General features: G+C 67.6%; 17 protein-coding genes, 2 tRNA genes and 1 other RNA gene. 8 read left to right on the top strand and 12 right to left on the bottom strand.

Annotated elements, in window-relative coordinates:
* The first annotated feature begins 32 nt into the window (after positions 1-32).
* From CGU34_RS04360 to CGU34_RS04350, 3 genes are all read left to right on the top strand, one after another.
* Positions 33-106: transfer RNA gene (locus tag CGU34_RS04360), tRNA-Pro, on the top strand.
* A gap of 70 nt (positions 107-176) precedes the next feature.
* Positions 177-956, top strand: a complete 780-nt coding sequence (locus tag CGU34_RS04355; RefSeq protein ID WP_100813378.1) for an HAD-IIB family hydrolase — start codon at positions 177-179, stop codon at positions 954-956.
* 19 nt (positions 957-975) lie between these two features.
* The gene (locus tag CGU34_RS04350; protein WP_100813377.1) at positions 976-1,827 is read left to right on the top strand and encodes a DUF1295 domain-containing protein; all 852 of its coding nucleotides are present in this window, start codon (positions 976-978) and stop codon (positions 1,825-1,827) included.
* Between the two features lie 4 nt (positions 1,828-1,831).
* Here the strand turns inward: CGU34_RS04350 and galE are convergent, their stop codons facing one another.
* From galE to CGU34_RS04325, 5 genes are all read right to left on the bottom strand, one after another.
* A complete protein-coding gene (gene galE / locus CGU34_RS04345) occupies positions 1,832-2,848 on the bottom strand; it encodes a UDP-glucose 4-epimerase GalE (protein WP_036297782.1) in 1,017 nt (338 codons plus the stop codon).
* Between the two features lie 39 nt (positions 2,849-2,887).
* A complete protein-coding gene (locus tag CGU34_RS04340; protein ID WP_100813376.1) occupies positions 2,888-3,514 on the bottom strand; it encodes a thymidine kinase in 627 nt (208 codons plus the stop codon).
* Positions 3,515-3,539: 25 nt separating this feature from the next.
* Positions 3,540-5,018, bottom strand: coding sequence for a malate:quinone oxidoreductase (locus CGU34_RS04335; protein ID WP_036297779.1), 1,479 nt, complete (start codon positions 5,016-5,018; stop codon positions 3,540-3,542).
* A gap of 90 nt (positions 5,019-5,108) precedes the next feature.
* Positions 5,109-6,179: an aspartate-semialdehyde dehydrogenase gene (locus tag CGU34_RS04330; protein ID WP_036297777.1), complete on the bottom strand. Its 1,071-nt coding sequence runs from the start codon at positions 6,177-6,179 to the stop codon at positions 5,109-5,111.
* Positions 6,180-6,337: 158 nt separating this feature from the next.
* Positions 6,338-7,624 (bottom strand): aspartate kinase, encoded by a 1,287-nt coding sequence (locus CGU34_RS04325; RefSeq protein ID WP_036297775.1) that lies wholly within the window; start codon positions 7,622-7,624, stop codon positions 6,338-6,340.
* A 93-nt stretch (positions 7,625-7,717) separates the two neighbouring features.
* Between CGU34_RS04325 and CGU34_RS04320 the strand changes: the two genes are divergently transcribed.
* Positions 7,718-8,209: a hypothetical protein gene (locus CGU34_RS04320; RefSeq protein WP_036297773.1), complete on the top strand. Its 492-nt coding sequence runs from the start codon at positions 7,718-7,720 to the stop codon at positions 8,207-8,209.
* Between the two features lie 40 nt (positions 8,210-8,249).
* Here the strand turns inward: CGU34_RS04320 and recR are convergent, their stop codons facing one another.
* From recR to ffs, 7 genes are all read right to left on the bottom strand, one after another.
* Positions 8,250-8,843: a recombination mediator RecR gene (recR, locus tag CGU34_RS04315; protein ID WP_036297771.1), complete on the bottom strand. Its 594-nt coding sequence runs from the start codon at positions 8,841-8,843 to the stop codon at positions 8,250-8,252.
* Positions 8,843-11,056, bottom strand: a complete 2,214-nt coding sequence (locus CGU34_RS04310; protein ID WP_100813375.1) for a DNA polymerase III subunit gamma and tau — start codon at positions 11,054-11,056, stop codon at positions 8,843-8,845. Before CGU34_RS04310 ends, recR begins: the two co-directional genes overlap by 1 nt.
* Positions 11,057-11,428: 372 nt before the next feature.
* Positions 11,429-13,984 carry a glycoside hydrolase family 65 protein gene (locus CGU34_RS04305; RefSeq protein ID WP_100813374.1) on the bottom strand — a complete coding sequence of 852 codons (2,556 nt, stop codon included), beginning with the start codon at positions 13,982-13,984 and terminating at the stop codon, positions 11,429-11,431.
* Positions 13,985-14,039: 55 nt separating this feature from the next.
* Complete coding sequence (locus CGU34_RS04300) at positions 14,040-14,819, bottom strand: HAD family hydrolase (protein ID WP_100813373.1); 780 nt, start codon at positions 14,817-14,819, stop codon at positions 14,040-14,042.
* Between the two features lie 49 nt (positions 14,820-14,868).
* Positions 14,869-16,110 (bottom strand): acetate/propionate family kinase, encoded by a 1,242-nt coding sequence (locus CGU34_RS04295; RefSeq protein ID WP_100813372.1) that lies wholly within the window; start codon positions 16,108-16,110, stop codon positions 14,869-14,871.
* Positions 16,107-18,236 carry a phosphate acetyltransferase gene (pta, locus tag CGU34_RS04290; protein ID WP_100813371.1) on the bottom strand — a complete coding sequence of 710 codons (2,130 nt, stop codon included), beginning with the start codon at positions 18,234-18,236 and terminating at the stop codon, positions 16,107-16,109. The genes CGU34_RS04295 and pta overlap by 4 nt, the downstream gene beginning before the upstream one ends.
* 63 nt (positions 18,237-18,299) lie before the next feature.
* Positions 18,300-18,396, bottom strand: an RNA gene (ffs, locus tag CGU34_RS04285) — signal recognition particle sRNA small type.
* A gap of 250 nt (positions 18,397-18,646) precedes the next feature.
* On the opposite strand from ffs, the gene CGU34_RS04280 reads away from it, so the two are divergent.
* The 4 genes from CGU34_RS04280 (at position 18,647) to CGU34_RS04265 (ending at position 23,243) form a co-directional block, all read left to right on the top strand.
* Positions 18,647-19,615 carry an AAA family ATPase gene (locus CGU34_RS04280; RefSeq protein ID WP_198517680.1) on the top strand — a complete coding sequence of 323 codons (969 nt, stop codon included), beginning with the start codon at positions 18,647-18,649 and terminating at the stop codon, positions 19,613-19,615.
* Complete coding sequence (locus CGU34_RS04275) at positions 19,612-20,862, top strand: DUF58 domain-containing protein (protein ID WP_100813369.1); 1,251 nt, start codon at positions 19,612-19,614, stop codon at positions 20,860-20,862. Before CGU34_RS04280 ends, CGU34_RS04275 begins: the two co-directional genes overlap by 4 nt.
* Positions 20,849-23,131, top strand: coding sequence for a transglutaminase family protein (locus tag CGU34_RS04270; protein WP_157811222.1), 2,283 nt, complete (start codon positions 20,849-20,851; stop codon positions 23,129-23,131). The genes CGU34_RS04275 and CGU34_RS04270 overlap by 14 nt, the downstream gene beginning before the upstream one ends.
* 27 nt (positions 23,132-23,158) lie before the next feature.
* Positions 23,159-23,243, top strand: a tRNA-Ser gene (locus tag CGU34_RS04265).
* Positions 23,244-23,270 lie beyond the last annotated feature (27 nt).

Raw genomic sequence — 23,270 nt, 5'->3', positions numbered from 1 at the left:
CGGGGAGTTCGGGTAGACTCGGAGGGTTGCCACGGGGTGTGGCGCAGCTTGGTAGCGCGCGTCGTTCGGGACGACGAGGCCGCAGGTTCAAATCCTGTCACCCCGACAGATCAAGGAGGGTCGCCAATGGCGGCCCTCCTCTTCCTGTTTCACGGGCCACAACGATCTGGAGCACGATGACCGACGCAGCAGGGACGATCCGACTCGTCGCTTTCGACCTGGACGACACGCTCGCTCCCTCGAAGAGCCCGATCCCGGAAGCAATCGCCGCCCATCTTCTCGCTCTTGCTGAGCGCGTCGAGGTCGCGATCATCTCGGGCGGCCAGTTGGGCCAGTTCCGCAGCCAGGTCGTCGAGCGTCTTCCGGTCGCCGCGCCCGAGACCCTCGCGCACGTGCACCTGATGCCCACGTGCGGCACGCAGTACTACCGCTTCGACGCGACGGGACAGATCGATACGATCTACGCGCACTCCCTCACGGAAGACGAGAAGGCTCGCGCGCTCTCGGCGGTCGAGAGCGAGGCCCGGCGACTCGGGCTCTGGGAATCCGAGCCGTGGGGAGACATCCTCGAGGATCGCGGTTCACAGATCACCTTCTCCGCCCTCGGCCAGCGCGCGCCGCTCGAGGCGAAGATCGCCTGGGATCCGACGGGTTCTCGGAAGTCCGCACTGCGTGACGCCGTCGCGGCGCGGATCCCCGACCTCGAGGTGCGATCGGGGGGTTCGACGTCGGTCGACATCACCCACCGCGGCATCGACAAGGCATACGGGATGACACGACTCGCCGAGCACACCGGCATTCCCCTTGATCAGATGCTCTTCATCGGCGATCGACTCGATCCGGATGGGAATGACTACCCCGTCCTGGCGATGGGCGTTCCCTGCCACGCGGTGGACGGGTGGGAAGAGACCGTCGAGTACCTCGACGCGCTCGTACCGGCACTGCCGATCCGGTAGCCAGAGCTATGCTGACGCCGTGGAACCGCTCACTCTCGTCGTCATTGTCGCCGCCGCCGTCAGCGCCGCCTGTTGGATCCTGTCGCTGATCACGAAAGACACCTCCTGGGTCGACAGAATCTGGTCGATCGTGCCGATCGCGTACGTCTGGATCTTTGCGGGTGCCGCATTGGCCGAGGGCAAGGATGCTGCCCGCCTCGTCATGATGGCTGTGCTCGTCACGGCCTGGGGCGCCCGGCTGACCTTCAACTTCGCCCGCAAGGGCGGCTACTCCGGCATGGAGGACTACCGCTGGGCGATCCTGCGCGGACGCATGAAGCCGTGGCAGTTCCAGCTCTTCAACCTGTTCTTCATCGTGCTGTACCAGAATGCCCTCCTCGTGCTGATCACGCTGCCCGCCCAGATCGCCTGGCAGTACGACACACCTCTCGGAGTGTGGGACGCGGTCTTCGCCATCCTGTTCCTCGTCCTGCTGCTCGGTGAGACGGTGGCTGACCAGCAGCAGTGGAACTTCCATCGAGCTAAGGCGCGAGCGGGCGGACAGCTCGGCGACGGATTTGTCACCGCGGGGCTGTTCCGCTTCAGCCGGCACCCGAATTTCTTCTTCGAGCAGGCCCAGTGGTGGGCGTTCTACGCGATCGGCGCGACCGCGGCCGTAGCAGCAGGACTCGGCTTCTGGGGCGGCGCGATCAACTGGTCGATCATCGGGGCCGTCCTCTTGACGGTGTTGTTCATCGGTTCGACGATCTTCACCGAGGCAATCACCTCCGGCAAGTATCCGGCGTACGCCGAGTACCAGAAGGCGACGTCGATGCTCGTGCCTCTCCCCCCGCGCAGGCGCGCCCCGAAGAAGTCGCCGCACCCCGCGTAGGTCTCTAAGCGGCGTATCCCTGCGGGTTCTGCTGCTGCCAGCGCCAGTAGTCACGGCAGGCATCGTCGATCGTCAACCGGGTGGTCCAGCCGAGTTCCTGGGCGGCCTTGGCGGGGTCGCAATAGGTCGCCGCGACATCACCGGGGCGCCGGTCGAGGATCTGCTTGGGTAGCTCGTGCCCGACAGCCTTCTCGAACGCCGCGATGAGTCCGAGCACGCTCACGGGCTCACCCGTCCCGAGGTTGTACACCGCGTACCCGGGCTGTGCCGCATTCAGCGCCGCGACGTGCCCCTCGGCGAGGTCAACGACGTGGATGTAGTCGCGCAAGCCGGTGCCGTCCGGTGTGTCGTAGTCGTCGCCGAACACACCGATGCGTTCGAGCGAGCCGATCGCGACGCGCGAGACGTACGGCATGAGGTTGTTCGGGATGCCCGCCGGGTCCTCCCCGATGAGCCCGCTCTCGTGCGCACCGACCGGGTTGAAGTATCGCAGCACCGTGACGTCGAGTTCGGGGTTGACCCGGGCCACATCCTCGAGCACGACCTCGTTCATCCGCTTCGACTTCGAGTACGGGTTCGACAGGTCGATGCTCGTCCGCGACGTCTCGCGGAACGGCAGGTCCTCCGGGTCCGAGTAGACAGTACCGGTGCTCGAGAAGACGAAGGAGCGGATGCCTCGGGCAAGTCCCACCCGCAGGAGCGCGAACGTCGTGCCCAAGTTGTTGGCGTAGTACTGCAGCGGCTTCTGCGTCGACTCACCGACCGCCTTGTGCGCCGCGAACTGCAGGATCGCGTCGAAGGGGCCGAACTCGTCGAAGGTGCGCTCGACCACCGCGTCGTCCGCCGCGTCGCCGATCACGAGCGGCGCGGGCCGGCCGGTGATCTTCTCGATCCGTACGGCCGCCTCGGCGTGGGTACCCGAAAGATCGTCCAGCAACACGACCTCGTGGCCGCCGTCGAGCAGGGCGACAGCCGTGTGAGCACCGATGTAACCGGCACCGCCGGCAAGAAGAACGCGCATGATCTCAGCCTAAACCGGGCGGCGCCTCGTGCGTTCCCGCTATCGGCTGAGGCGGTCGCCCGACTCTTCCAGGTAGCAGGCACCGCAGAGCGACTCATACGTCACGACATGCTCCGTGCGTTCGCCTGTCTCGTCGATCGCGACTTGGTCGCCGTCGAACACGAACCGCCCGTCGATGACGCGCCCGTTGAAAACCGCCTTGCGACCGCACCGGCAGATCGTCTTCAACTCTTCGAGGGTGTGTGCGATCTCGAGCAGTCGCCTCGAGCCCGGAAAAGCGGCCGTCAGGAAGTCGGAACGGATGCCGTAGGCGAGAACGGGGATGTTGTCGTGGATCGCGATGCGGAACAGGTCGTCGACCTGGCGAGGCGTCAGGAACTGGGCCTCGTCGACGAGGAGGCACGAGATATCCACCCCCGTCGCGGCGCGCGATCGATCCCGCTGCTCGCGAAACAGCGCGCCAGCATCGGCTTCGGGCTCGATGAGGAAGTCGACGGTTCGCGAAACGCCGAGTCGGGACGCGATCTGGTCGTCCGCTTTCGTGTCGATCGCGGGCTTGGCGAGCAGCGCTCTCTGGCCGCGCTCCTCGTAGTTGTACGCGGCTTGCAGCAGCGCGGTCGACTTTCCAGAGTTCATCGCGCCGTAGCGGAAGTACAGTTTTGCCACGCGCAGAGTCTACGGAGGAACCGGGTCAGACGGCCGTGATGGCGAGTGCCGCCGCGGTCTCTTCGATCGTGACCCGAGCGACGTCGGGCTGCGTGTTGAGCGTCTCGCCATAACTGGGGATCAGTTCGCGCAGCTCAGGCGTCCACGCGTCGACTCGGTCGGGGAAGCAGGTCTGCAACAGCCCGAGCATGATCGATACGGCCGTGGAGGCGCCGGGCGATGCGCCGAGTAGACCGGCGATCGAGCCATCCTTCGCCGCGACGACCTCGGTACCGAACTGCAGTACGCCGATCTTCTTCGGGTCCTTCTTCATGACCTGAGCGCGCTGGCCGGCGTTCAGCAACTGCCAGTCCACGTCCTTCGCCGTCGGCACGAACTCTCGCAGCGAATCCATCTTCTTGCCGTGGTTCTTCAGCAGCTCGGCGATCAGGTACTTGAGCAGGCCCGGGTTGTCGACGGCGACCTTCAGCATCGGCAGCAGGTTGCCCGGCCGGATCTGCGTCACCAGATCGAACACGGATCCGTTCTTGAGGAACTTCGGGCTGAATGTCGCGAACGGGCCGAACATCAGGGATGCTTCACCGTCCACGACGCGCGTGTCGAGGTGCGGAACCGACATCGGCGGTGCGCCGACGGACGCCTGCGAGTACACCTTGGCGCGGTGCTGCGCGATCAGCTCGGGGTTGGAGGTCTTGAGCCACTGCCCACCGATCGGGAAGACACCGTAGCCCGAGATCTCGGGGATGCCCGAACGCTGCAGAAGCTTGAGCGCCCACCCGCCCGCACCCACGAAGACGAACTTGGCGTTGATCTCGCCGGGCGTTCGCCCCAGCCGGTTACGGGTCTTGACGAGCCACGTTCCGTCCTTCTGCCGCTTCAGATTGCGGACTTCGCGGTCGGTCATGACCTCCACGCCGTCGTCCCGCAGGTGATCGATCAGCTGGTGGGTGAGCGCACCGAAGTCGACGTCCGTGCCCGCGGGAACGCGCGTCGCCGCGAACGGCTCATCGCTCTTCAACCGCTTCTGCATCAACAGCGGCGCCCACTTGTTGATCACGCGGGAGTCTTCGCTGTACTCGATGCCCGCGAACAGGGGCTGCGTCTTCAGAGCCTCGTATCGGCGACGCAGGTACTCGACGTCCTTCTCGCCACGCACGAACGTCATGTGCGGTGTGGCGTTGATGAACGTCTTCGGCTCGCTCAGCACGCCACGCTTGACGAGGTTTGCCCAGAATTGACGGCTCTGCTGAAACTGCTCGTTGATCGAGACGGCTTTGGCCGGGTCTACAGATCCGTCGGGTGCCTGCGGCATGTAGTTGAGCTCGCAGAGGGCCGCATGGCCCGTGCCCGCGTTGTTCCAGGCGTTCGAACTCTCGAGCGCGACATCCGAAAGTCGTTCGACGAGGACGATCTTCCAGTCGGGTTCGAGTTGATGCAGGAGGGTACCCAGGGTGGCGCTCATGATCCCGCCACCGATGAGCACGACGTCGACGGTTTCGCTCACTGGACAAGTCTAGTTCTGCGGTTCGGGGCACGAGGACGCCAGTGCACCGCCGACAGCGAAAAGTCGGCGGTTTTTACGCGCCGAACAAACTCAGGCGTCGACGCTCAGTCCGGCGGCGACGAGCTCGGCGATCTGGACGGCGTTCAGCGCGGCGCCCTTGCGCAGGTTGTCGTTGCTGATGAACAGTGCGAGCCCGCGGCCCTCGGGAGCCGACTGATCGGCACGGATGCGTCCGACGAAGCTGGGGTCCTTGCCCGCGGCCTGGAGGGGCGTCGGAACCTCTTCGAGCTGAACGCCCGGGGCACCCGAGAGCACCTCGCGTGCGCGCGCGGGGGTGATCTCGTTCGCGAACTCGACGTTGATGCTCAGCGAGTGACCCGTGAACACGGGAACTCGCACGCAGGTTCCCGAGACGCGCAGGCCGGGCAGTTCGAGGATCTTGCGGCTCTCGTTGCGGAGCTTCTTCTCTTCGTCGGTCTCGTTGTCGCCATCGTCGACCAGGTTGCCCGCGAAGGGGATGACGTCGAACGCGATGGGGGCGATGTACTTCTCCGGCTGCGGGAAGTCCACGGCGGATCCGTCGCGCACAAGTCGCAGGGTGTCGCCCTGGGCGAGGACACCCTCGACCTGTCCGAGCAGCTCCTCCGCGCCCGCAATACCGGAGCCACTGACGGCCTGGTAGGTGCTGACGATCAGGCGCTCGAGTCCAGCGACGGCGTCCAGCGCCTTCAGCACGGGCATGGCGGCCATCGTGGTGCAGTTGGGGTTCGCGATGATGCCCTTGTGCGCCTCGGCGATCGCGTGCGGGTTGACCTCGCTCACGACGAGCGGCACCTCGGGGTCCATACGCCAGGCGCTGGAGTTGTCGATCACGACGGCGCCAGCCTCGGCGAAGCGGGGTGCGTGCGCGCGGCTGCCGGTCGCACCGGCCGAGAACAGCGCGATGTCGATGCCTGCGGGGTCAGCGGTCGCGACATCCTCGACGACGACGCTGTGTCCCCCGAACTCGAGCGACGTGCCCGCCGAGCGTGCGGTGGCGAACAGGCGCAGCTCGCGAATCGGGAACGAACGCTCGATGAGGATCTCGAGCATCACCGTGCCCACCTGGCCCGTGGCGCCGACAACGGCAACGGATAGTCCGGAATCTGAGATGCGGGTCATGGTGAAGCCTTCTGGTTTGGCGGGTTCGACGATTCTACGGCCGCACGAATACAGGAGATCACGCGAAAACAGGATGATTCTGCCGAAAACCTCCTGTTTTCGGCCGATCTCCTGCGTTCGAGCGAAGCTCGGACGGATGCCGGGGGTGAGGGTGAGGGTCAGCGGCCGGAGCCGGCGTGGACCGTCGCGTCGGTCTCGCCGTCGAGCCCGTACGCGCTGTGCACGACACGCGCCGCCTCGGCGAGGTCGTCCGCCCGGACCACGACCGAGATGCGGATCTCGGACGTCGAGATCATCTCGATGTTCACCCCGAGCACACTGAGCGCCTCGAACAGCGTCGCCGAAACACCCGAGTGCGTGCGCATGCCGGCACCGACGACCGAGAGCTTGCCGATCTGGTCGTCGTGCACGAGGCTCTCGAAACCGACCGAGCCCTGCTCGCCCGAGAGGGCCTTGAGGGCCAGCGGCGCATCCGCTTTGGGCAGCGTGAACGAGATATCAGCGCGACCGGTCGCGGCGGCCGAAACGTTCTGCACAATCATGTCGACGTTCGCACCGGACTTGGCGACGATCTTGAAGATCTCCGCGGCCTTGCCGGGCACATCGGGAACGCCGATGACCGTGATCTTGGCCTGGCCGAGGTCGGTCGCGACACCCGCGACGATGGGTTCTTCCATGCCATCTCCTTGCTGCTGCAGCGCCGCGTGGCGCTTCTCGTCGAGCACGTAGGTGCCCTCGGACGATGAGAACGTGGAACGTGCGTGGATGAGTACGCCGTGCCGGCGGGCGTACTCGACGGCACGGATGTAGAGCACCTTCGCGCCGTTTGCCGCGAGCTCCAGCATCTCTTCCGTCGTGACGGTGTTGAGCTTGCGGGCGCGGGGAACGATGCGGGGGTCCGCGGTGAAGATGCCGTCGACGTCGCTGTAGATCTCGCACACGTCGGCCTTCAGCGCCGCAGCGAGGGCGACGGCGGTGGTGTCGGATCCCCCGCGACCGAGGGTCGTGATGTCGCGGGTGTCGCGGTTGAAGCCCTGGAAGCCGGCGACGATGACGATCGCACCCTCGTCGAGGGCTTCGCGCAGACGCACCGGGGTCACGTCGACGATGCGGGCCGCGCCGTGCGTGGCATCCGTGATCATCCCCGCTTGGCTGCCCGTGAACGAGCGCGCCTCGAATCCCATCGAATGGATCGCCATGGCGAGCAGGGCCATCGAAATACGCTCACCGCTCGAGAGCAGCATGTCGAGCTCGCGCGGCGCGGGGATCGGCGCCACCTGCGATGCGAGGTCGAGCAGTTCGTCCGTGGTGTCGCCCATGGCACTCACGGCGACGACCACGTCGTCGCCCGCGCGCCGCGCATCGACGATGCGTTTGGCAACACGCTTGATGCTCTCGGCATCTGCGACCGACGAGCCGCCGTACTTCTGCACGATCAGCGCCACGATGTTTCTCCAGGGGTGAGCGGCGGAAACGCCGAGCCCATTCTACGGAACCCCCATATGCCGTCACGCCCATGTAGGCGCTAGGGTGCGGGCATGACTCTCGATGACCTCGGCTGGAACGAGTTCAACCTCGGCATCCTCGGCGCGACAGCCGCCTTGGCGGGCCTCGTCATCGTCGCGGCGAGCGTCAACATCGCCGAGATCGTGAAGTCACGCTCGCTGACCGCGCGCCTGGGCGCGGGAATCGCAACGCTCGTCCTCGCGATCACGGCTTCCGCGCTCGCCCTGTTCCCCGGGATTACCTTCGTCGCCTACGGCGCCGCCGTTCTCGCATCGGCGCTGATCACGATGGTGTTCAACGCACATGCGGCGCGGGCGATCGCCCAGAACACCAACCCAGAGAACCGCTACAAGGGGCCGCGAGCCGCGGTCAACTTCCTGCCCGCGGCGATCTACGCCGCGGGTTCGGCGATGCTGATCGCGGGAGAGCCCGCCGGCCTGGTCGTGGTCGCTGTCGGGGCCATCGTCGCGATACCGGTCGCGCTCATGATCTCGTGGATCGTGCTCGTCGAAGTGCTCCGCTGAGCCGGAGTGGCCGGAGCATCGCGCCGCGAGCTGTCTCGCCCTAGAGCGTCCTGCGACCCTCGAACGCACGACCGAGGGTGACCTCGTCGGCGTACTCGAGGTCCCCACCCACCGGCAGGCCGGACGCGAGGCGCGAGACGCGCAGCTGGAGGGTCAGCAGGAGTCGACTCAGGTAGGTCGCCGTCGCTTCACCCTCCAGGTTCGGGTTCGTCGCGAGGATGACTTCCTGCACGGTGCCGTCGGCGAGGCGGGTCATCAGCTCGGTGACTCGCAGATCGTCGGGACCCACACCATCGATCGGGCTGATCGCCCCACCGAGGACGTGGTACAGCCCGCGGAACTCGCGCGTGCGCTCGATGGCCGCGACATCCTTCGCGTCTTCGACGACACAGATGACCTGGGGGTTGCGCCGCGGATCACGACAGATGCTGCAGCGGTCCTGCTCGGACACGTTGCCGCAGACCTCGCAGAAACGAACCCGCTCGCGCACATCGGCCAACAGCGTCGCGAGCCGCTTCACATCGAACGACGGGGTCTGCAGGATGTGGAAGGCGATGCGCTGAGCCGACTTCGGCCCGATGCCCGGCAGCCGACCGAACTCGTCGATCAGATCTTGAACGATTCCGTCGTACATCAGCTGAACCTCGTGGGCTGTTCGAAGCGTTCCTCGCGCACGAAGGTGGCGCCGAGCACCTGGCGGACGACCGCCTCACCGTAACGGTCGGTGACCCGCTTTGCGGGTGCAGGAGTGCGTGCGGGGGCGGGCGCGGTCGTCATCGAGCCCGGACCGAGCACATCGACATCGGGCTCGTCGGGAACCGGCGGCTCGTCGACGCTCAGCACCTGGCCCTCGCGCTCGGGCACGGTGGGGCGGCCGAGCGCCGGCGAAGCGACCGCCTCTTCGGGTTCGTCGTCGACCGCGAGCTGGGCGGGTGGGCGAATCGTCCCGAGCGCGACGGGCGGCTCATCCGCGGTTCGTGGGATCACCGCGACCGCCCACTCCGTCACCGGTGCGGGAGCCAAGCGAGATGTCGAAACGGGGGCTGACGGTGCTCCCTCGGGACGTTCGGCGCCCGACCCGGGGGCGCGGGTGACCCATCCCGACGGCGGCTGGTCGTGCGGCGGCGCGTCATCGGGGGGACCGTCATCCGGCGGCGGCGGTTCGTCCGCGGGCGGGGCAGGATCGGGACCGTCGAGCCGGGCGAGGAACTTGACCCGCACGCCCAAGACACGGTCGATCGCGGTCCGCAGGTCTTCGCTGGCGTTGGCGGCGACACCGCGTTGACGGAACTTCTGCACATCGCTCTGGCTCTGGAAGGTTACCGTGAGCACGTCACCCTCGTACGCGTGCACGCGGGCGTTGCTCGCCACGAGCCACGAGGTTCGACTGATGTCCTCGAGTGTCGACAGGACCTCAGGCCACGCGTCGCGGAGCATCGCCACCGTCACGGGGCCGGTCGGGCGAGGCCGCGCCGGTTCGTCGACGGGCGGTTCTGGTTCTGTCGGCGCAGGATCTGCAGCCGGCGCAGGATCTGCCTGTGCTGCAGCAGCGGGTGCCGTCGCAGGCGCCACCGACGGAGCAGGCGCAGCCGGCGTTATCGCTCCGGGGGTCGACGCAGCCGGTCTGACCGGGGCTTCCGCTGCCGGCGCTTTTGCGGGCGCTGCTACCGGCGGCGCGCTGGTGACAGGCGGCGCACCGGCCGCAGGCGACGCGCCGGCCGCAGGTGTGGCCTCGGATGCGAGCACGCGCGCGATCATGAGTTCGAGCTGCAGACGGGGCGATGTCGCACCGGTCATGTCGTCGAGCGTGCGGCTCACCAGGTCGGCAACGCGGGACAGACGTTCGCCGCCGAAGATGCGGGCCTGTCGACCCATCCGTTCGAGTTCGTCCACCGGGACACCGCGCAGCACGGCTGAGGCCGCGGGACCCGTCGCCTCGACCACGATCAGGTCGCGCAGACGCTCGAGCAGATCATCGACGAAGCGCCGCGGATCCTGTCCGGTCTGCACGACGCGGTCGACGGCGCCGAACGCCGCCGCGGGATCGGGGTCGGCGAGCGCCTCGACGACTTCGTCCAACAGCTCCGCATGGGTGTAGCCGAGCAACGAAACCGCGCGTTCGTACCGGACGGTTGCGGAGCCGGACTCTGTCGAGATGTCCGAACCCGCGATCAGCTGATCGAGCAGCGACAGGGTGTCACGCGGCGACCCGCCGCCGGCCCGGACGACGAGGGGAAGCACACCCGGCTCGACCTGCACACCCTCTTGCGCCGAAAGTTCTTGGACGTACTCGAGCATCGGCCCGGGCGGCACAAGCCGGAATGGATAGTGATGGGTGCGCGAGCGGATGGTGCCGAGCACCTTGTCAGGTTCGGTCGTCGCGAAGATGAATTTGACGTGATCCGGCGGCTCTTCGACCAGCTTCAGCAGAGCGTTGAAGCCCTGCTGGGTGACCATGTGCGCCTCGTCAAGGATGAAGATCTTGAACCGGTCGCGGGCCGGGGCGAAGATCGCCCGTTCGCGCAGGTCGCGGGCGTCGTCGACACCATTGTGGGATGCGGCATCGATCTCGACGACATCGAGGGAACCGCCGCCCGCACGGGAGAGTTCGACGCAGCTCGGGCAGACGCCGCACGGCGTATCGGTCGGCCCCTCGGCGCAGTTGAGGCAGCGCGCGAGAACGCGGGCCGAGGTCGTCTTGCCGCAGCCGCGGGGACCCGAGAACAGGTACGCGTGGCCGACCCGGTCGTTGCGCAGCGCCGTCATGAGCGGATCGGTGACCTGCGCCTGACCGATCATCTGCCCGAACGTCTCGGGTCGATAGCGGCGGTACAGGGCGGCGGTCACGCCCCCAGCCTACGGCGTGGGTGTGACATCCGAACTGCTCCCGCCATCAGGCCAGACCGGGGTTGGACTGAGAGCGCATCTCGGTTCGTAATTCAGTCCCGCAGGCTCTGCGGGACAGAGTTCACCGCGGGACGGCGCGGCACCGGCCCCGGACCGACCGCGAAGAGACTGAATTGCGAACGACGGAGGCGTCGGAGAGCAACCGGCCCCCAGCGCGGCCGTCGTCGCCGCGGTTCGGTATTCAGTCCCTGCCAATCCCGCCGGACAGATATCCGCGAAACGATGCGGGTCCGCGTGCGACGGGAAGACGACGAGACTGAATTGTGAACGCTAAGCACGCCGCCGAAGCCGTACCAGCCGACCGCCCCTGGGTCAGGAGTCGGCGCCGAGGTCCGAGTCGTCGCCCGTGCCGAGTCCGCTGACGCTACCCACGGGAATCGGTCCGGTGAGCGCCGGGATCACGGTCGTCACGGTCGGAACCGACGCCGAGAGCAGCGTGCCGTCTTCGCGTCGGATGTCCTCGAACTGCTCGATCGTCGGACGCCCCGAGCGCACAGGACCCTGGTCGGCGAGCTCCACCGAGATCTCCTCCCCCGGCGCGATAACGTACTCACGGCCGCGCACCGAGAACGCGACCGGCTCGGCCTCACCCTCGTCCAGACTCAGCGTCAGAGCTTCGCGCGTGAGCGTGACGTTCAGGTGCGCGTCGTGCCAGCGCAGCGTATACGACAGCTCCGGCCAGGACTCGGGCAGGCGCGGATCGAAGGACAACTCGCCGTAGTGGTCGCGCATGCCGCCGAAGCCGCAGACGAGCGCCGTCCACACCCCACCCGCGGACGCCACGTGGACACCGTCGGCGGCGTTGTGATGCAGGTCGCCGAGGTCCACGAAGATCGACTGCTCGAAGTACTCCAGCGCGAGGTCCTGGTATCCGACCTCGGCCGCGAGGATCGCCTGGACAACGGCCGACAGGGTGGAATCCCCGGTGGTCAGCGGGTCGTAGTACTGGAAGTCGGCCAACTTCTCTTCCGCGGAGAAGTGGTTGCCCTGCAGGAACAGCGCGAGCACGACATCGGCCTGCTTGAGCACCTGGAAGCGGTAGATCACGAGCGGGTGGAAGTGCAGCAGCAGCGGGCGGCGATCCGCGGGCGTGTTCTCGAGATCCCAGACCTCGCGCTCGAGGAACAGAGAGTCCTGCGGATGGATGCCGAGCGCTGGGCTGAACGGGATGTGCATCGCCTCGGCCGCGAGATCCCATCCCTCCGCCTCGAGCGGGTCGAGACCGAGACGGTCCACCATCAGACGGTAGGCGTCGGGAGCGTCATGTTCCATCTCGCGCACGGTGCGCGCAGCGAAGCGGAGGTTGAAACGCGCCATCACGTTGGTGAACAGGTTGTCGTTGACGACCGTCGTGTATTCATCGGGGCCGGTGACGCCGTGGATGTGGAACGTCGGGTCACCCTCGCCCTCGCGCCAGAAGCCGAGGGTGGTCCAGAGCCGTGCGGTCTCGACCGCGATATCGATGCCCTCGCGGTACAAGAAGTCGACGTCGCCCGTGCCGCGCACGTACTTCGCCAGGGCATAGGTCACGTCGGCGTTGATGTGGTACTGCGCTGTGCCTGCGGCGTAGTAAGCGGATGCCTCTTCGCCGTTGATCGTCCGCCAGGGGAAGAGCGCGCCCGCCTCGTTGAGTTGGAACGCACGGCGACGCGCGGCGGGGAGCATGAGCGCCCGCATCCGGAGCGCGTTTCGCGCCCAGAGCGGCGAGGTGTACGTGAGGAACGGCAGGACGTAGATCTCGGTGTCCCAGAAGTAGTGCCCGCTGTATCCGGATCCCGTGACACCCTTGGCCGGCACACCCTGGCCGTCCGCGCGGGAGGCGGCCTGCGCGAGCTGGAACAGACACCAGCGTGTGGCCTGCTGCAGATCGTCGTGTCCACCGATCCGAACGTCGGAGCGCTTCCAGAACGCATCCATCCATTCGCGCTGACGCTCGTAGATCGACTCCACGCCCTCGAACTCGGCCCGGTCGAGCGTGCGTCGGCAGCGGTCGACGAGCTCGCGCGCGGGAACCCCGCGCGACGAGTGGTAGGACACGAGCTTTGTGATGGTGATCGGCACACCCTGCTTCGCCTGAACACGGAAGACGTTTTTGGCGATGTCGGGCTCGATGAGGGTGCGTGCCTCGTAGTCGTTCTCGGTGTCGATCAAGTGGTCGGCCGAAACCGCCACCGTCATGCCCGACTCGTTGACCTGGTAGCTGAGCGTCGAGCGAACGCCCTCCTGCCAATACTCCTGCGGCAGCAGGACGCGATCGGCGGCGATCCGCTCGGCTTTTCGGGGATCGAACCCCGCTGCCTTCGCCCGCTTCATCGAGCCGCCGTAGACGTCCTCGCCGTCCTGGCGGTTGATCAGCTGGCACGAGATGGTCACCGGAGCATCAGCGTTCAGAACCGTCACGGTCAGACGCATCACCGCCAGGTGCTTCTCATCGAACGAGACGATGCGGTCGAAGTCGACCTGCACCTGCTTGCCCGACGGGGTGCACCACACCACGTGACGCCGCAGGAGCCCCTCCTGGAAATCGAGCACGCGCTCGTACTCGCGGACGTCGGCGACATCGAGCGAGAGCGGCTCGTCATCGATGTACACGCGCATCACCTTGGCGTCGGGTGCGTTGACGATCGTCTGCCCGACCTCGGCGAAACCGTAGGCCTGCTCGGCGTGACGGATCGGCCACGTCTCGTGCAGTCCGTTGATGAACGTGCCGTGTTCGTGGGCGCGTCGCCCCTCGGGCTGATTGCCCCGCAGCCCCAGATATCCGTTCCCGACCGCGAACAGAGTCTCGGTAACTCCCGTGTCTTCTTCCGAATACGAGGTCTCGATGAGGCGCCACGGGTCGACGGGGAACCGATCGCGATCGATCATGACGGAGAGTGCTCCTTAGCGCGGGTACAGCAGAAAAAGTGAGTGAGCAGGAAGATCAGGGCACGAGTTCGCCGAGGTCGGCGACAACGAGGTGCGCACCGGCCTTCAGCAACTCGTCGGCACCGACACCGCGGTCGACGCCGATGACGAGCCCGAAGCCGCCGGCGGCTGCCGACATGACGCCCGAAATCGCGTCCTCGACCGCCGCGGCGCGTGCGGGTTCGACGCCAACGAGCCTCGCCGCCTCGACGAAGACATCGGGTGCGGGCTTGGACGAGAGGTTGTCGCGCTCGGCGATGACACCGTCCATGACGACGGGGAAGCGGTCCGTGAGACCCGCGACCTGCAGCACCTCGGTGGCGTTCTTCGAGCTCGAGACGACGGCGATCGGTGTGCCCGCGGCCTGCAACGCATCGAGAAGGCGCACCGATCCGGGGTACGCGGAGATTCCTTCGGAGCGGAGCACCCCCGAGAACACGACGTTTTTGCGGTTACCGATGCCGCACACCGTGTCGGCGGTCGGCGGGTCGGACGGATCGCCCCACGGCACCTCGACATCGCGGCTGCGGAGAAGGCTCGCGACTCCGTCGTAGCGCTTCTTGCCGTCGAGGTATTCGAAGTAGTCCCGCTCGGTGTACGGCGGGGTGATGTCCCACGCGGCGAAGAGCTCTTCGAACATCGTCTGCCACGCGTGCATGTGCACCTCGGCCGTCGGCGTGAGGACGCCGTCGAGATCGAAGAGCACGGCATCGTACGTGGACAGATCGGGCAGAGCGGCGGTCACGGAGCCTCCAGGATCGCGGTGGGCCGAGGTCGGGAATCGGCGGCTCGCCATCGCGCCTTGAGGCCAGCGTAGTGGTGCCGAGAGCCGCGTCGGAACCGTCTCACCCCTGCGTCGCGCGGAGCGTCTGTCGCGCGATCTCGAGCTCTTCGTTCGTCGGCACGACGAGAATCGTCACGGGCGAGGAATCCGTTGAAATGACGCGGATGCCTCGGCCGCGGGCAGCGTTCCGCTCGGGGTCGATCTGCACGCCCGCGAAGCCGAGCGTCTCGAGAGCCGCGGCACGTACCTCGGCCGAGTTCTCGCCCACCCCGGCGGTGAACGAGATGACGTCGACGCCGCCGAGCTGCGCGAGGTATGCGCCCGCGTAGGCGCGGAGGCGATGGATGTACACGTCGAACGCGAGCGCGGCGGCCGGGTCCCCGGCGTCGCGCCGCGCCACGAGGTCGCGCATGTCGCTGACTCCCGCGAGCCCCCGAAGGCCGCTCCGGCGATTGAGCAGATCGTCGAGGTCGTCGATGCTCTGTCCGGCCCGCCGTGCCAGGTGGATCAGCACGGCGGGGTCGAGGTCGCCCGAGCGGGTGCCCATCACGAGTCCCTCGAGCGGGGTCAGCCCCATCGAGGTGTCGACGGAACGCCCCCCGCGGATCGCGGTTGCCGAAGCACCATTGCCGAGGTGGAAGACGATCTGGCGCAATTCCGTCAGATCTCGTCCGACGAAGTTCGCCGCTGCCTCGCTGACGAACTTGTGCGATGTGCCGTGGAATCCGTAGCGGCGGACGCGATGCGCCTCGGCCAACTCTCGGTCGATCGCATACGTGTACGCCGCCGGCGCGAGGGTCTGGTGGAAAGCGGTGTCGAACACGGCGACGTGCGGGATGTCCGGAAACGCCTGCTTCGCGGCGCGGATGCCCTCCAGGTTGGCGGGATTGTGCAGCGGCGCGAGCACCGATAACTCGTCGATGTTGATTTCGACCAGCGGGGTGATCAGGGTCGGCTCGTAAAAGCGCGCCCCGCCGTGCACGACGCGGTGCCCGACGGCGACAGGCGGATTGCCGCTGAGCGACGGACCGTTCTGGGCGAACGCCTCGAGCATCACGGCGAAGCCGGCCGTGTGATCGGGGATCGGCAGCTCGCGATCATAGGTGGCCTCGAGCACCGTCGGCGCGGGCTCGCCCGCACGCGCGTGGCCGAAGCCCGCGGCCGAGACGGTATGGGTCGCGCTGCCCACGTCTTCGCCGATGCGCTCGACGAGGCCGGAGGCGAGCACGTCTTCGGTCGCAACATCGATCAGCTGGTACTTGAACGACGACGATCCGCTGTTGACGACCAGGATGGCGCTCACGCGTCGGCCTCTCCCTGCGCCTGAATGGCGGTGATCGCGATCGTGTTCACGATGTCTTCGACCAGGGCGCCGCGGGAGAGGTCGTTGATGGGCTTGTTCAGGCCCTGCAGCACGGGCCCGATGGCGATCGCGCCGGCGGAGCGCTGCACGGCCTTGTAGGTGTTGTTGCCGGTGTTGAGGTCGGGGAAGATGAAGACCGTGGCGCGGCCCGCGACATCCGATCCCGGCATCTTGGCGGCGGCCACCGCGGCGTCGGCGGCCGCGTCGTACTGAATCGGCCCCTCGACGGCGAGCTGCGGGGCACGCTCGCGCACGAGGTCCGTCGCTATGCGCACCTTCTCGACATCCGCTCCGACGCCCGACGTGCCGGTCGAGTACGACAGCATCGCCACGCGGGGCTCGATGCCGAACTGCTCGGCGGTCGCCGCGGACGATACCGCGATGTCGGCGAGCTGTTCGCTCGTCGGGTCGGGGATCACGGCGCAGTCGCCGTAGACCAGCACGCGGTCCGCGAGCGCCATCAGGAACACGCTCGAGACGACCGATACGCCCGGCTTGGTCTTGATGATCTCGAAGGCGGGACGGATGGTGTGGGCCGTCGTGTGCGCGGCGCCTGACACCATGCCGTCGGCGAGTCCCAGGTGGACCATCATCGTGCCGAAGTACGAGACATCCGTCACCGTGTCGGCCGCCTGCGCATACGTGACCCCCTTGTGGGCGCGCAGCCGGGCGTATTCTTCGGCGAATCGGTGCACGTGGACGGCATCGAACGGGCTCAGCACCTCGGCGGACGCGATGTCGATTCCCAGCTCGATCGCCCGGTTTCGCACCTCGATCTCTTCGCCGAGGATCGTCAGGTCGGCGATCCCCCGAGCGATCGCCCGGGCGGCGGCCCGCAGCACGCGGTCGTCGCTCCCCTCGGGCAGCACGATGCGTCGGCGGTCGGACCGGGCGCGCTCGACGAGCTGATAGCCGAACATCAGGGGTGTGACGACGGTGGCGCGCGCGACGCCGATCGCTCGGAGCAGCTCGGTCGTGTCGACGTGCCTCTCGAACAGCGAGAGCGCGGTGTCGTAGCGGCGCTGCGAGTCGGCCGCCAGACGACCGCGCGTGTTCATGATGCGAACGGCCGTGTCGTAGGTGCCGAGGTCGGTCGTGATGATCGGAAGGGTCGAGCCGAGGCCGTCGATCAGACGCATGATCGGGTCCGGCAGGTCGAAACCGCCATTCAGGACGATGCCCGAGATCGAGGGGAACGTTCCCGAGGCGTTCGCGAGCAGCGCGGCGAGGAGAACCTCGGAGCGATCAGCCGGGATCACAACGACTGCACCCTCGAACAAGCGCGGCAGCACGTTGACCATGGACATGCCCGCGACGACGACTCCGAGCGCCTCGCGCGTCAGCAGATCGGGGTCACCCGTCAGCAGCGTGCCGTCGACCGAGCGCATGATGCCGCGGATGGAGGGAGCGACGAGGAACTTGTCCTCGGGGATCGCCCACACCGGCACACCCGCACTGCCATGCGCCGCAACGGTCCGTCGGAGCGTCGCCACGGTCTCGCCGAGACGGTCGGAATCGGCGCGGTTCGCGACCACCGCGAAGAGTTCGGCTCGGCCGTGAGCCAGTTCCACGAGCGCGAGGTCGGCGATCTGGCCGACCTCGTCCGGGGTACGGGCGACGGACGTCCCGAGCTGTTCACCCTGCCCCTGCCCCGCGCGACCGCCGAGCACCAGCAGGACCGGCGCACCGAGGTTCGCCGCAATGCGCGCGTTGAACGCGAGTTCGGCGGGGCTTCCGACATCCGTGTAGTCACTGCCGAGGATCACGACCGCGTCGCACTGCGCCTCGACCGCCTTGAAGCGCTCGACGATCGCACCCAGCGCACCCTCGGGATCGGCACGGACGTCGTCGTAGGTGACCCCGATGCATTCGTCGTACGAAAGCTCGACACCGTCGTGTTCCAGCAGCATCTCGAGCACGTAGTCGCGCTCGATCGTCGAGCGGGCGATCGCTCGGAAGACGCCGACGCGAGGCATCGCATGGCTCAGGGTGTCGAGCACACCGAGCGCGATGGAGGACTTGCCGGAATGGCCCTCTGCGGACGTGATGAAGATGCTCTGCGCCACGTCGTCCAGCCTAGGCGTCGTGCCACCTACCCACGGATCGACCGCGAAGATAGCGGCCGGAAAGAGTAAGACTCTCCGCGCACCCGGCAGAGCCTGGTTACCCTTGCTACGTTTCCGTCCTGGGGGAGTTGGCCGGGATACCGCCGCGCGGAGAGCTGATACCAGTCTAACCATCCCTCCCCCGGCGCCGAAAACGAGCGGATGCCTTGACCCGGGGGATCCCCGTGGAGTCAGGCAACTCCCGGCCTCCCCGCGCGGTTCCCGGGTTACGATTGGGTAACGCGGGGTCGATGCCGATCCCTCCACCCGACGACGATCCAGGGGGTCGCATGCCGGATTCACCCGCACCTGCCGAGCTGCTCGACGGGGCCGACGTGCGGCGCCGGGTTTCGCCCGCGCCCCCCCTCCCCATGGATGCGGACAGGTTTGCAGAACTCACCCGGGCGATCGGTTCATCTATTTCGAGCGTCATCGACGGCAAACCCGCGGCGGTCCGCTCAGCCCTCGTGGCCCTGCTCGCCGAGGGGCACCTGCTGATCGAGGACGTACCGGGTGTCGGTAAGACGATGCTTGCGAAGGCCCTGGCGACATCCGTGGACGCGAGCGTGCGACGGATCCAGTTCACACCCGACCTGCTCCCCGGTGATGTGACCGGAGTGTCGGTCTATGACCCCGCGGAGCGTGAGTTCGAGTTCAAGGCCGGCGCGATCTTCGCCCACATCGTCATCGCCGATGAGATCAACCGCTCCTCCCCCAAGACCCAGTCCGCACTGCTCGAGGCGATGGAAGAGGGTCAGGTCACCGTGGATGGCCGGACGCATCCGCTGCCCGATCCGTTCCTCGTCGTGGCGACACAGAATCCGCTCGAGATGGAGGGTACGTACGCCCTGCCCGAGGCGCAGCGCGACCGGTTCATGATCCGCATCTCGATGGGGTACCCCGATGCGGCGTCCGAGGCGCTCATGCTGCGCCAGCGCGATACCGTCAATCCCCTCGACGCCCTCCAACCCGTCGTGACGACCGCCGAGGTGTCGCGGATGATCGCGTTCGCGCGCAGTGTTCACGTCTCTCCCTCGGTCGGGGAGTACGCGGTCGCGCTCTCGCAGGCGACACGATCGCACCCCGAGTTGCGGCTCGGCGCGAGCCCGCGAGCAACCCTTCAGCTCGTGCGTGCGGCGAAGGTCTGGGCGGCGCTGGATGCCCGCAACTTCGTCATTCCCGACGACCTGATCGCCCTGCTGCAACCGGTCTTCGCGCACCGCCTGATTCCCACGCGCAGCGTCACGGGTACACGCGCGCGGGGCGGCACGGACACGGTCGCCGCGATCATCGACCGCATCGCCGCCACGGTTCGGGTACCGGTCGCGGCGCGCTCATGAGGCGCGGCTGGCCGTTGACCCTGCGCGGCACGGGTGCGCTCGTGCTCGCGATCGTCAGCTTCATCCTGGCCGGCGAACTCGGGATCATCGAGTTGATGTACATCGGATGCCTGCTGGTCGCGCTGCTCGTGGCCGGCTTCATCGTCCTGCACGCGGGGCGGCGGGTCGGCCAAGCCGAGCGCACCCTCCGCCCGGATGTCGTGCCGGTCGGGTCGTCAACCCAGGTGCATGCCCGGGTGACCATGCGGAGCTTTTCTCCGTTCGGGACGATCCAGTGGTCGGATGGCCTCCCCGACGCGCTCGAAGGCGACGCACGAGGGGATGCCTCGGGCCTCGCCACGCGCGCCGCGGGGGTCGATCAACCGCTCGACATCGCTTATTCGGCGCGGGCGGTGCGGCGCGGGGTCTGGAGCGTCGGTCCTCTGACGCTTCGCACGATCGACCCGTTCGGTCTCGTGCGCCGCACCCACGCCCCCGCGGGTGACACCCGAATCGTGGCGGTGCCCGCGACCATCCCCCTCCCGCACGTGGCGATCTCGGCGGGTGAAGCGGGCGGCGCCCTGCATGCGTCGTCCGACCAGCTGGGGCAGGGAGCCGACAACCTGATCGCGCGCCCCTACGCTCCCGGGGACTCGATGCGCCGCATCCACTGGCGAGCAACGGCTCACCGCGACACCCTGATGGTGCGGCAAGAAGAGCAGGAGTCGACGCCGGCTGCGACCGTCCTCCTCGACCTCGGGGCCCCACGGTGGGATCCCTCCGCTCGACACGACACCGGAGCCGATCCCGCATTCGAAGCTGCGCTCTCGACGTGTGTCTCGATCGTCCTGCGTTTTGCCCGCGACGGCTACCAGGTCGACGTTCTCGACACCGATGGCACGCCCCTGTGCGAGCCTCTGCCGGGGATCGATGCCCCCGAGGACGTCGAACAGATGTTGCTGCGATTCGCCTCCCTCGTCTCTCGCCGCGACGACACACTGCCGGGTCTCGCGCAGCGCTACGCGGGCGCCAAGGCCGGTCCGCTCGTGTTGATCACGGGCATCCTGCGCCTTCAGGACGCGGATGCTCTGGCGCCATTGGCCCACCACTCGAGCCTGCCGATCCTGCTCGCCGGCAGCCCATCCGCAGATGCGCTCGAGCGCGCGACGCAGGCAGGGTGGCGGACCGCCGCAATCGGGCCTGACGCGGATTTGTCCGACGTGTGGTCCGATGTTGCCGACCGCGGAGCGCATCATGTCTTCGCCTAAGGCCCGGTCTCGCTCAAAAAACCGCACCCGGGCGTCGGTCGGACTCGCGCTGGCCGTGCTGGTCGGGGTGTCGACCTCACTCCTGCCCCTCCTTCGCGTCGTCGAACCGGGCGCGTGGCTCATGGGATCCTTCGCGATCATCGCGCTGGTGCTCGCCGCGGGATACGTCGCGCGGCGCTACGGCTTGCCCGCCCTCGCGGTCAGCCTGATCGGCATCGGCGTCTGGGTCATCACCGTTACCGTCGTGTTCTTCCGTGATTCCGCCCTGTTCGGCGTCATCCCGATGCCCGCGACCTTCCGCGACATTCCGCTTCTCGTAGACGCGGCCATGTCGCAGGTGCGCGACGGCGCCGCGCCCTTGGACGCCGGCATAGCCCTGTCGTTCCTGATCGTGGCCGCGGCCGGACTCCTCACGATCGCGATCGATCACGTCGTCGTCTCGGCACGGATGCCTTTGCTCGCCGCCGTGGCGTTGATCACCGTCTATCTCATCCCCGCCATCGCGGTCCCCCAGAGCGTCGATGTCGGCACCTTCATCGCCTTCGCCGCGGGCCTCCTACTGCTGCTGGGAGTCGAAACCGCCACCCGAGACCGCGGCGGCAACGGCGCGGTCGATGCCGATCGCGCACGAACCGCGGGAACGCGACGCGGCACGGCTGTCACGGCCGTGGGTGTGGGGGCGGCAGCCCTCGTCGTCGCCATCGTCGCGACACCCGCTCTGCCCGCGCCGGTACCCGGCGGCACGAGCATCGTCGCCATCCGCGGCAATTCGATCGACCCGTCGCTCGACCTCGGTCGCGATCTGCGGCGCCCGGAAGACACTGCCGTGCTGCAGGTGCGCAGCGACGCGCCGACCCCGCCGTACCTGCGCGCCGTGACACTGTCACGCTTCGACGGCGAGGAGTGGCAGCCCGATCGGGGCGTGGGCACATCGCTCGATGAAGAGTTCGAGCCGCTCGTCGTCGACTCGGATGTGCCCATTGCCGAGTACACCGCGACCGTGCAGGTCGTGAACTATGTGAGCCCCTGGCTGCCGGTGCCCTACCCGGCGGTGAACCTCGACGGTCTCGAGGGCGACTGGTCGGTGCTGCCGCAGAACAGGACCGTCATCTCGCGCTCCTCCTCGCCGCAGGGGCAGGAGTACGAGATCACATACGACGTGCCGCGACCCTCCGCCGAACGCATCCGCTCGTCCGCGGCGGCGATCGGGCCGGATTCGTCGACACTCGATCTACCCGAGGACGACCCCGCCGTGGCCGCGATCCGCGAGCAGGCTCTGGCCGTGACCTCCTCGACCAGCAGTGACTACGACGCCCTGGTCGCGCTGCAACGGTGGTTCCGCGGTGTCGAGTTCGAGTACTCGCTCAATGCACCCGTCCGAGCCGGGTTCGACGGCACGGGGTTGGAGGCGGTCCAGGAGTTCCTCGATGTGAAGAGCGGCTACTGCGTGCACTTCGCCTCGGCGTTCGCGATCATGGCGAGGACCCTCGACATGCCCGCGCGCATCGTCGTCGGGTATCTGCCCGGCACGGCGACAACGGATTCGATCGACGAGCAGACCGTGCACGAGGTGTACAGCTCGCAGCTGCACGCGTGGCCCGAGGTCCACTTCGAGGGCATCGGATGGATTCCGTTCGAGCCGACGAACAGCTTGGGCGTGCCGACGGCTTTCGCCTCGTCCACGACGCCGGGCACGGCCGACGGTTTGACCGAAGAGACGGCGCCGCTTGCGCCCGAGGCACCCTCGGCATCTCTGGGACCGGACCAGACCGACGCGCTCGATGAGAGCGACTCTGCCGCCGGAACCACGACCGTCGGCGCGGGACCGCCCGTCGGCTTCGTCCTTGCGGTTATCGCCGTGTTCGCACTGCCCGGCGTGTGGCGCGCGATTCGGCGTCGGCACCGGCTGATCGCCGCGCACACGGGCGATGCCGCAGCGGCCTGGGCCGAGGCATCCGATACGGCTCTCGACCTGGGCATCGCCCTACCTCGCGGCGAATCGCCCCGGGTGCTCGGGCGGAGACTGGTCGACGAAGCGGGAGCGGATGCTGCGGCGATGGCCGTGCTCGTCGGAGCGATCGAGCACGCGAGCTACGCCCCACCGAGATCGGCGAGCGAACGCCGATCGGGTGAGCCGCTCGACGATGCCGTCCGGGCCGTTCGCGCGGGCATGGTCGCTACCGCGGACAGGCGCACGCGTTGGGCCGCCGCCCTGGTGCCGAGGTCGCTGTTCGGGCAGCGGGCGGCAGACATGCGGGCGGCACGATAGGATGGTCGGCGGCCCGCGAGGGCCCCAGGAGGATTCGCCTAGTGGCCTATGGCGCACGCTTGGAAAGCGTGTTGAGTGAAAGCTCTCAGGGGTTCGAATCCCCTATCCTCCGCCGATTATCAGCGAAACACCCCTCGTC

Origin of the sequence: Microbacterium lacus (assembly GCF_002812805.1) — a bacterium.
GTDB classification, from domain to species: domain Bacteria; phylum Actinomycetota; class Actinomycetes; order Actinomycetales; family Microbacteriaceae; genus Microbacterium; species Microbacterium lacus_A.
This window is presented reverse-complemented; position numbering and strand designations above follow the sequence as displayed.

What these genes read in the sequence shown, in the direction of transcription:
- CGU34_RS04275 (WP_100813369.1), top strand. Translation starts at nt 19,612, where the DNA reads ATGAGGCGCGGCTGGCCGTTGACCCTGCGCGGCACGGGTGCGCTCGTG.
- CGU34_RS04320 (WP_036297773.1), top strand. Translation starts at nt 7,718, where the DNA reads ATGACTCTCGATGACCTCGGCTGGAACGAGTTCAACCTCGGCATCCTC.
- recR (WP_036297771.1), bottom strand. Translation starts at nt 8,843, where the DNA reads ATGTACGACGGAATCGTTCAAGATCTGATCGACGAGTTCGGTCGGCTG.
- CGU34_RS04355 (WP_100813378.1), top strand. Translation starts at nt 177, where the DNA reads ATGACCGACGCAGCAGGGACGATCCGACTCGTCGCTTTCGACCTGGAC.
- CGU34_RS04270 (WP_157811222.1), top strand. Translation starts at nt 20,849, where the DNA reads ATGTCTTCGCCTAAGGCCCGGTCTCGCTCAAAAAACCGCACCCGGGCG.
- galE (WP_036297782.1), bottom strand. Translation starts at nt 2,848, where the DNA reads ATGCGCGTTCTTCTTGCCGGCGGTGCCGGTTACATCGGTGCTCACACG.
- CGU34_RS04330 (WP_036297777.1), bottom strand. Translation starts at nt 6,179, where the DNA reads ATGACCCGCATCTCAGATTCCGGACTATCCGTTGCCGTTGTCGGCGCC.
- CGU34_RS04280 (WP_198517680.1), top strand. Translation starts at nt 18,647, where the DNA reads ATGGATGCGGACAGGTTTGCAGAACTCACCCGGGCGATCGGTTCATCT.
- CGU34_RS04300 (WP_100813373.1), bottom strand. Translation starts at nt 14,819, where the DNA reads ATGGCGAGCCGCCGATTCCCGACCTCGGCCCACCGCGATCCTGGAGGC.
- CGU34_RS04305 (WP_100813374.1), bottom strand. Translation starts at nt 13,984, where the DNA reads ATGATCGATCGCGATCGGTTCCCCGTCGACCCGTGGCGCCTCATCGAG.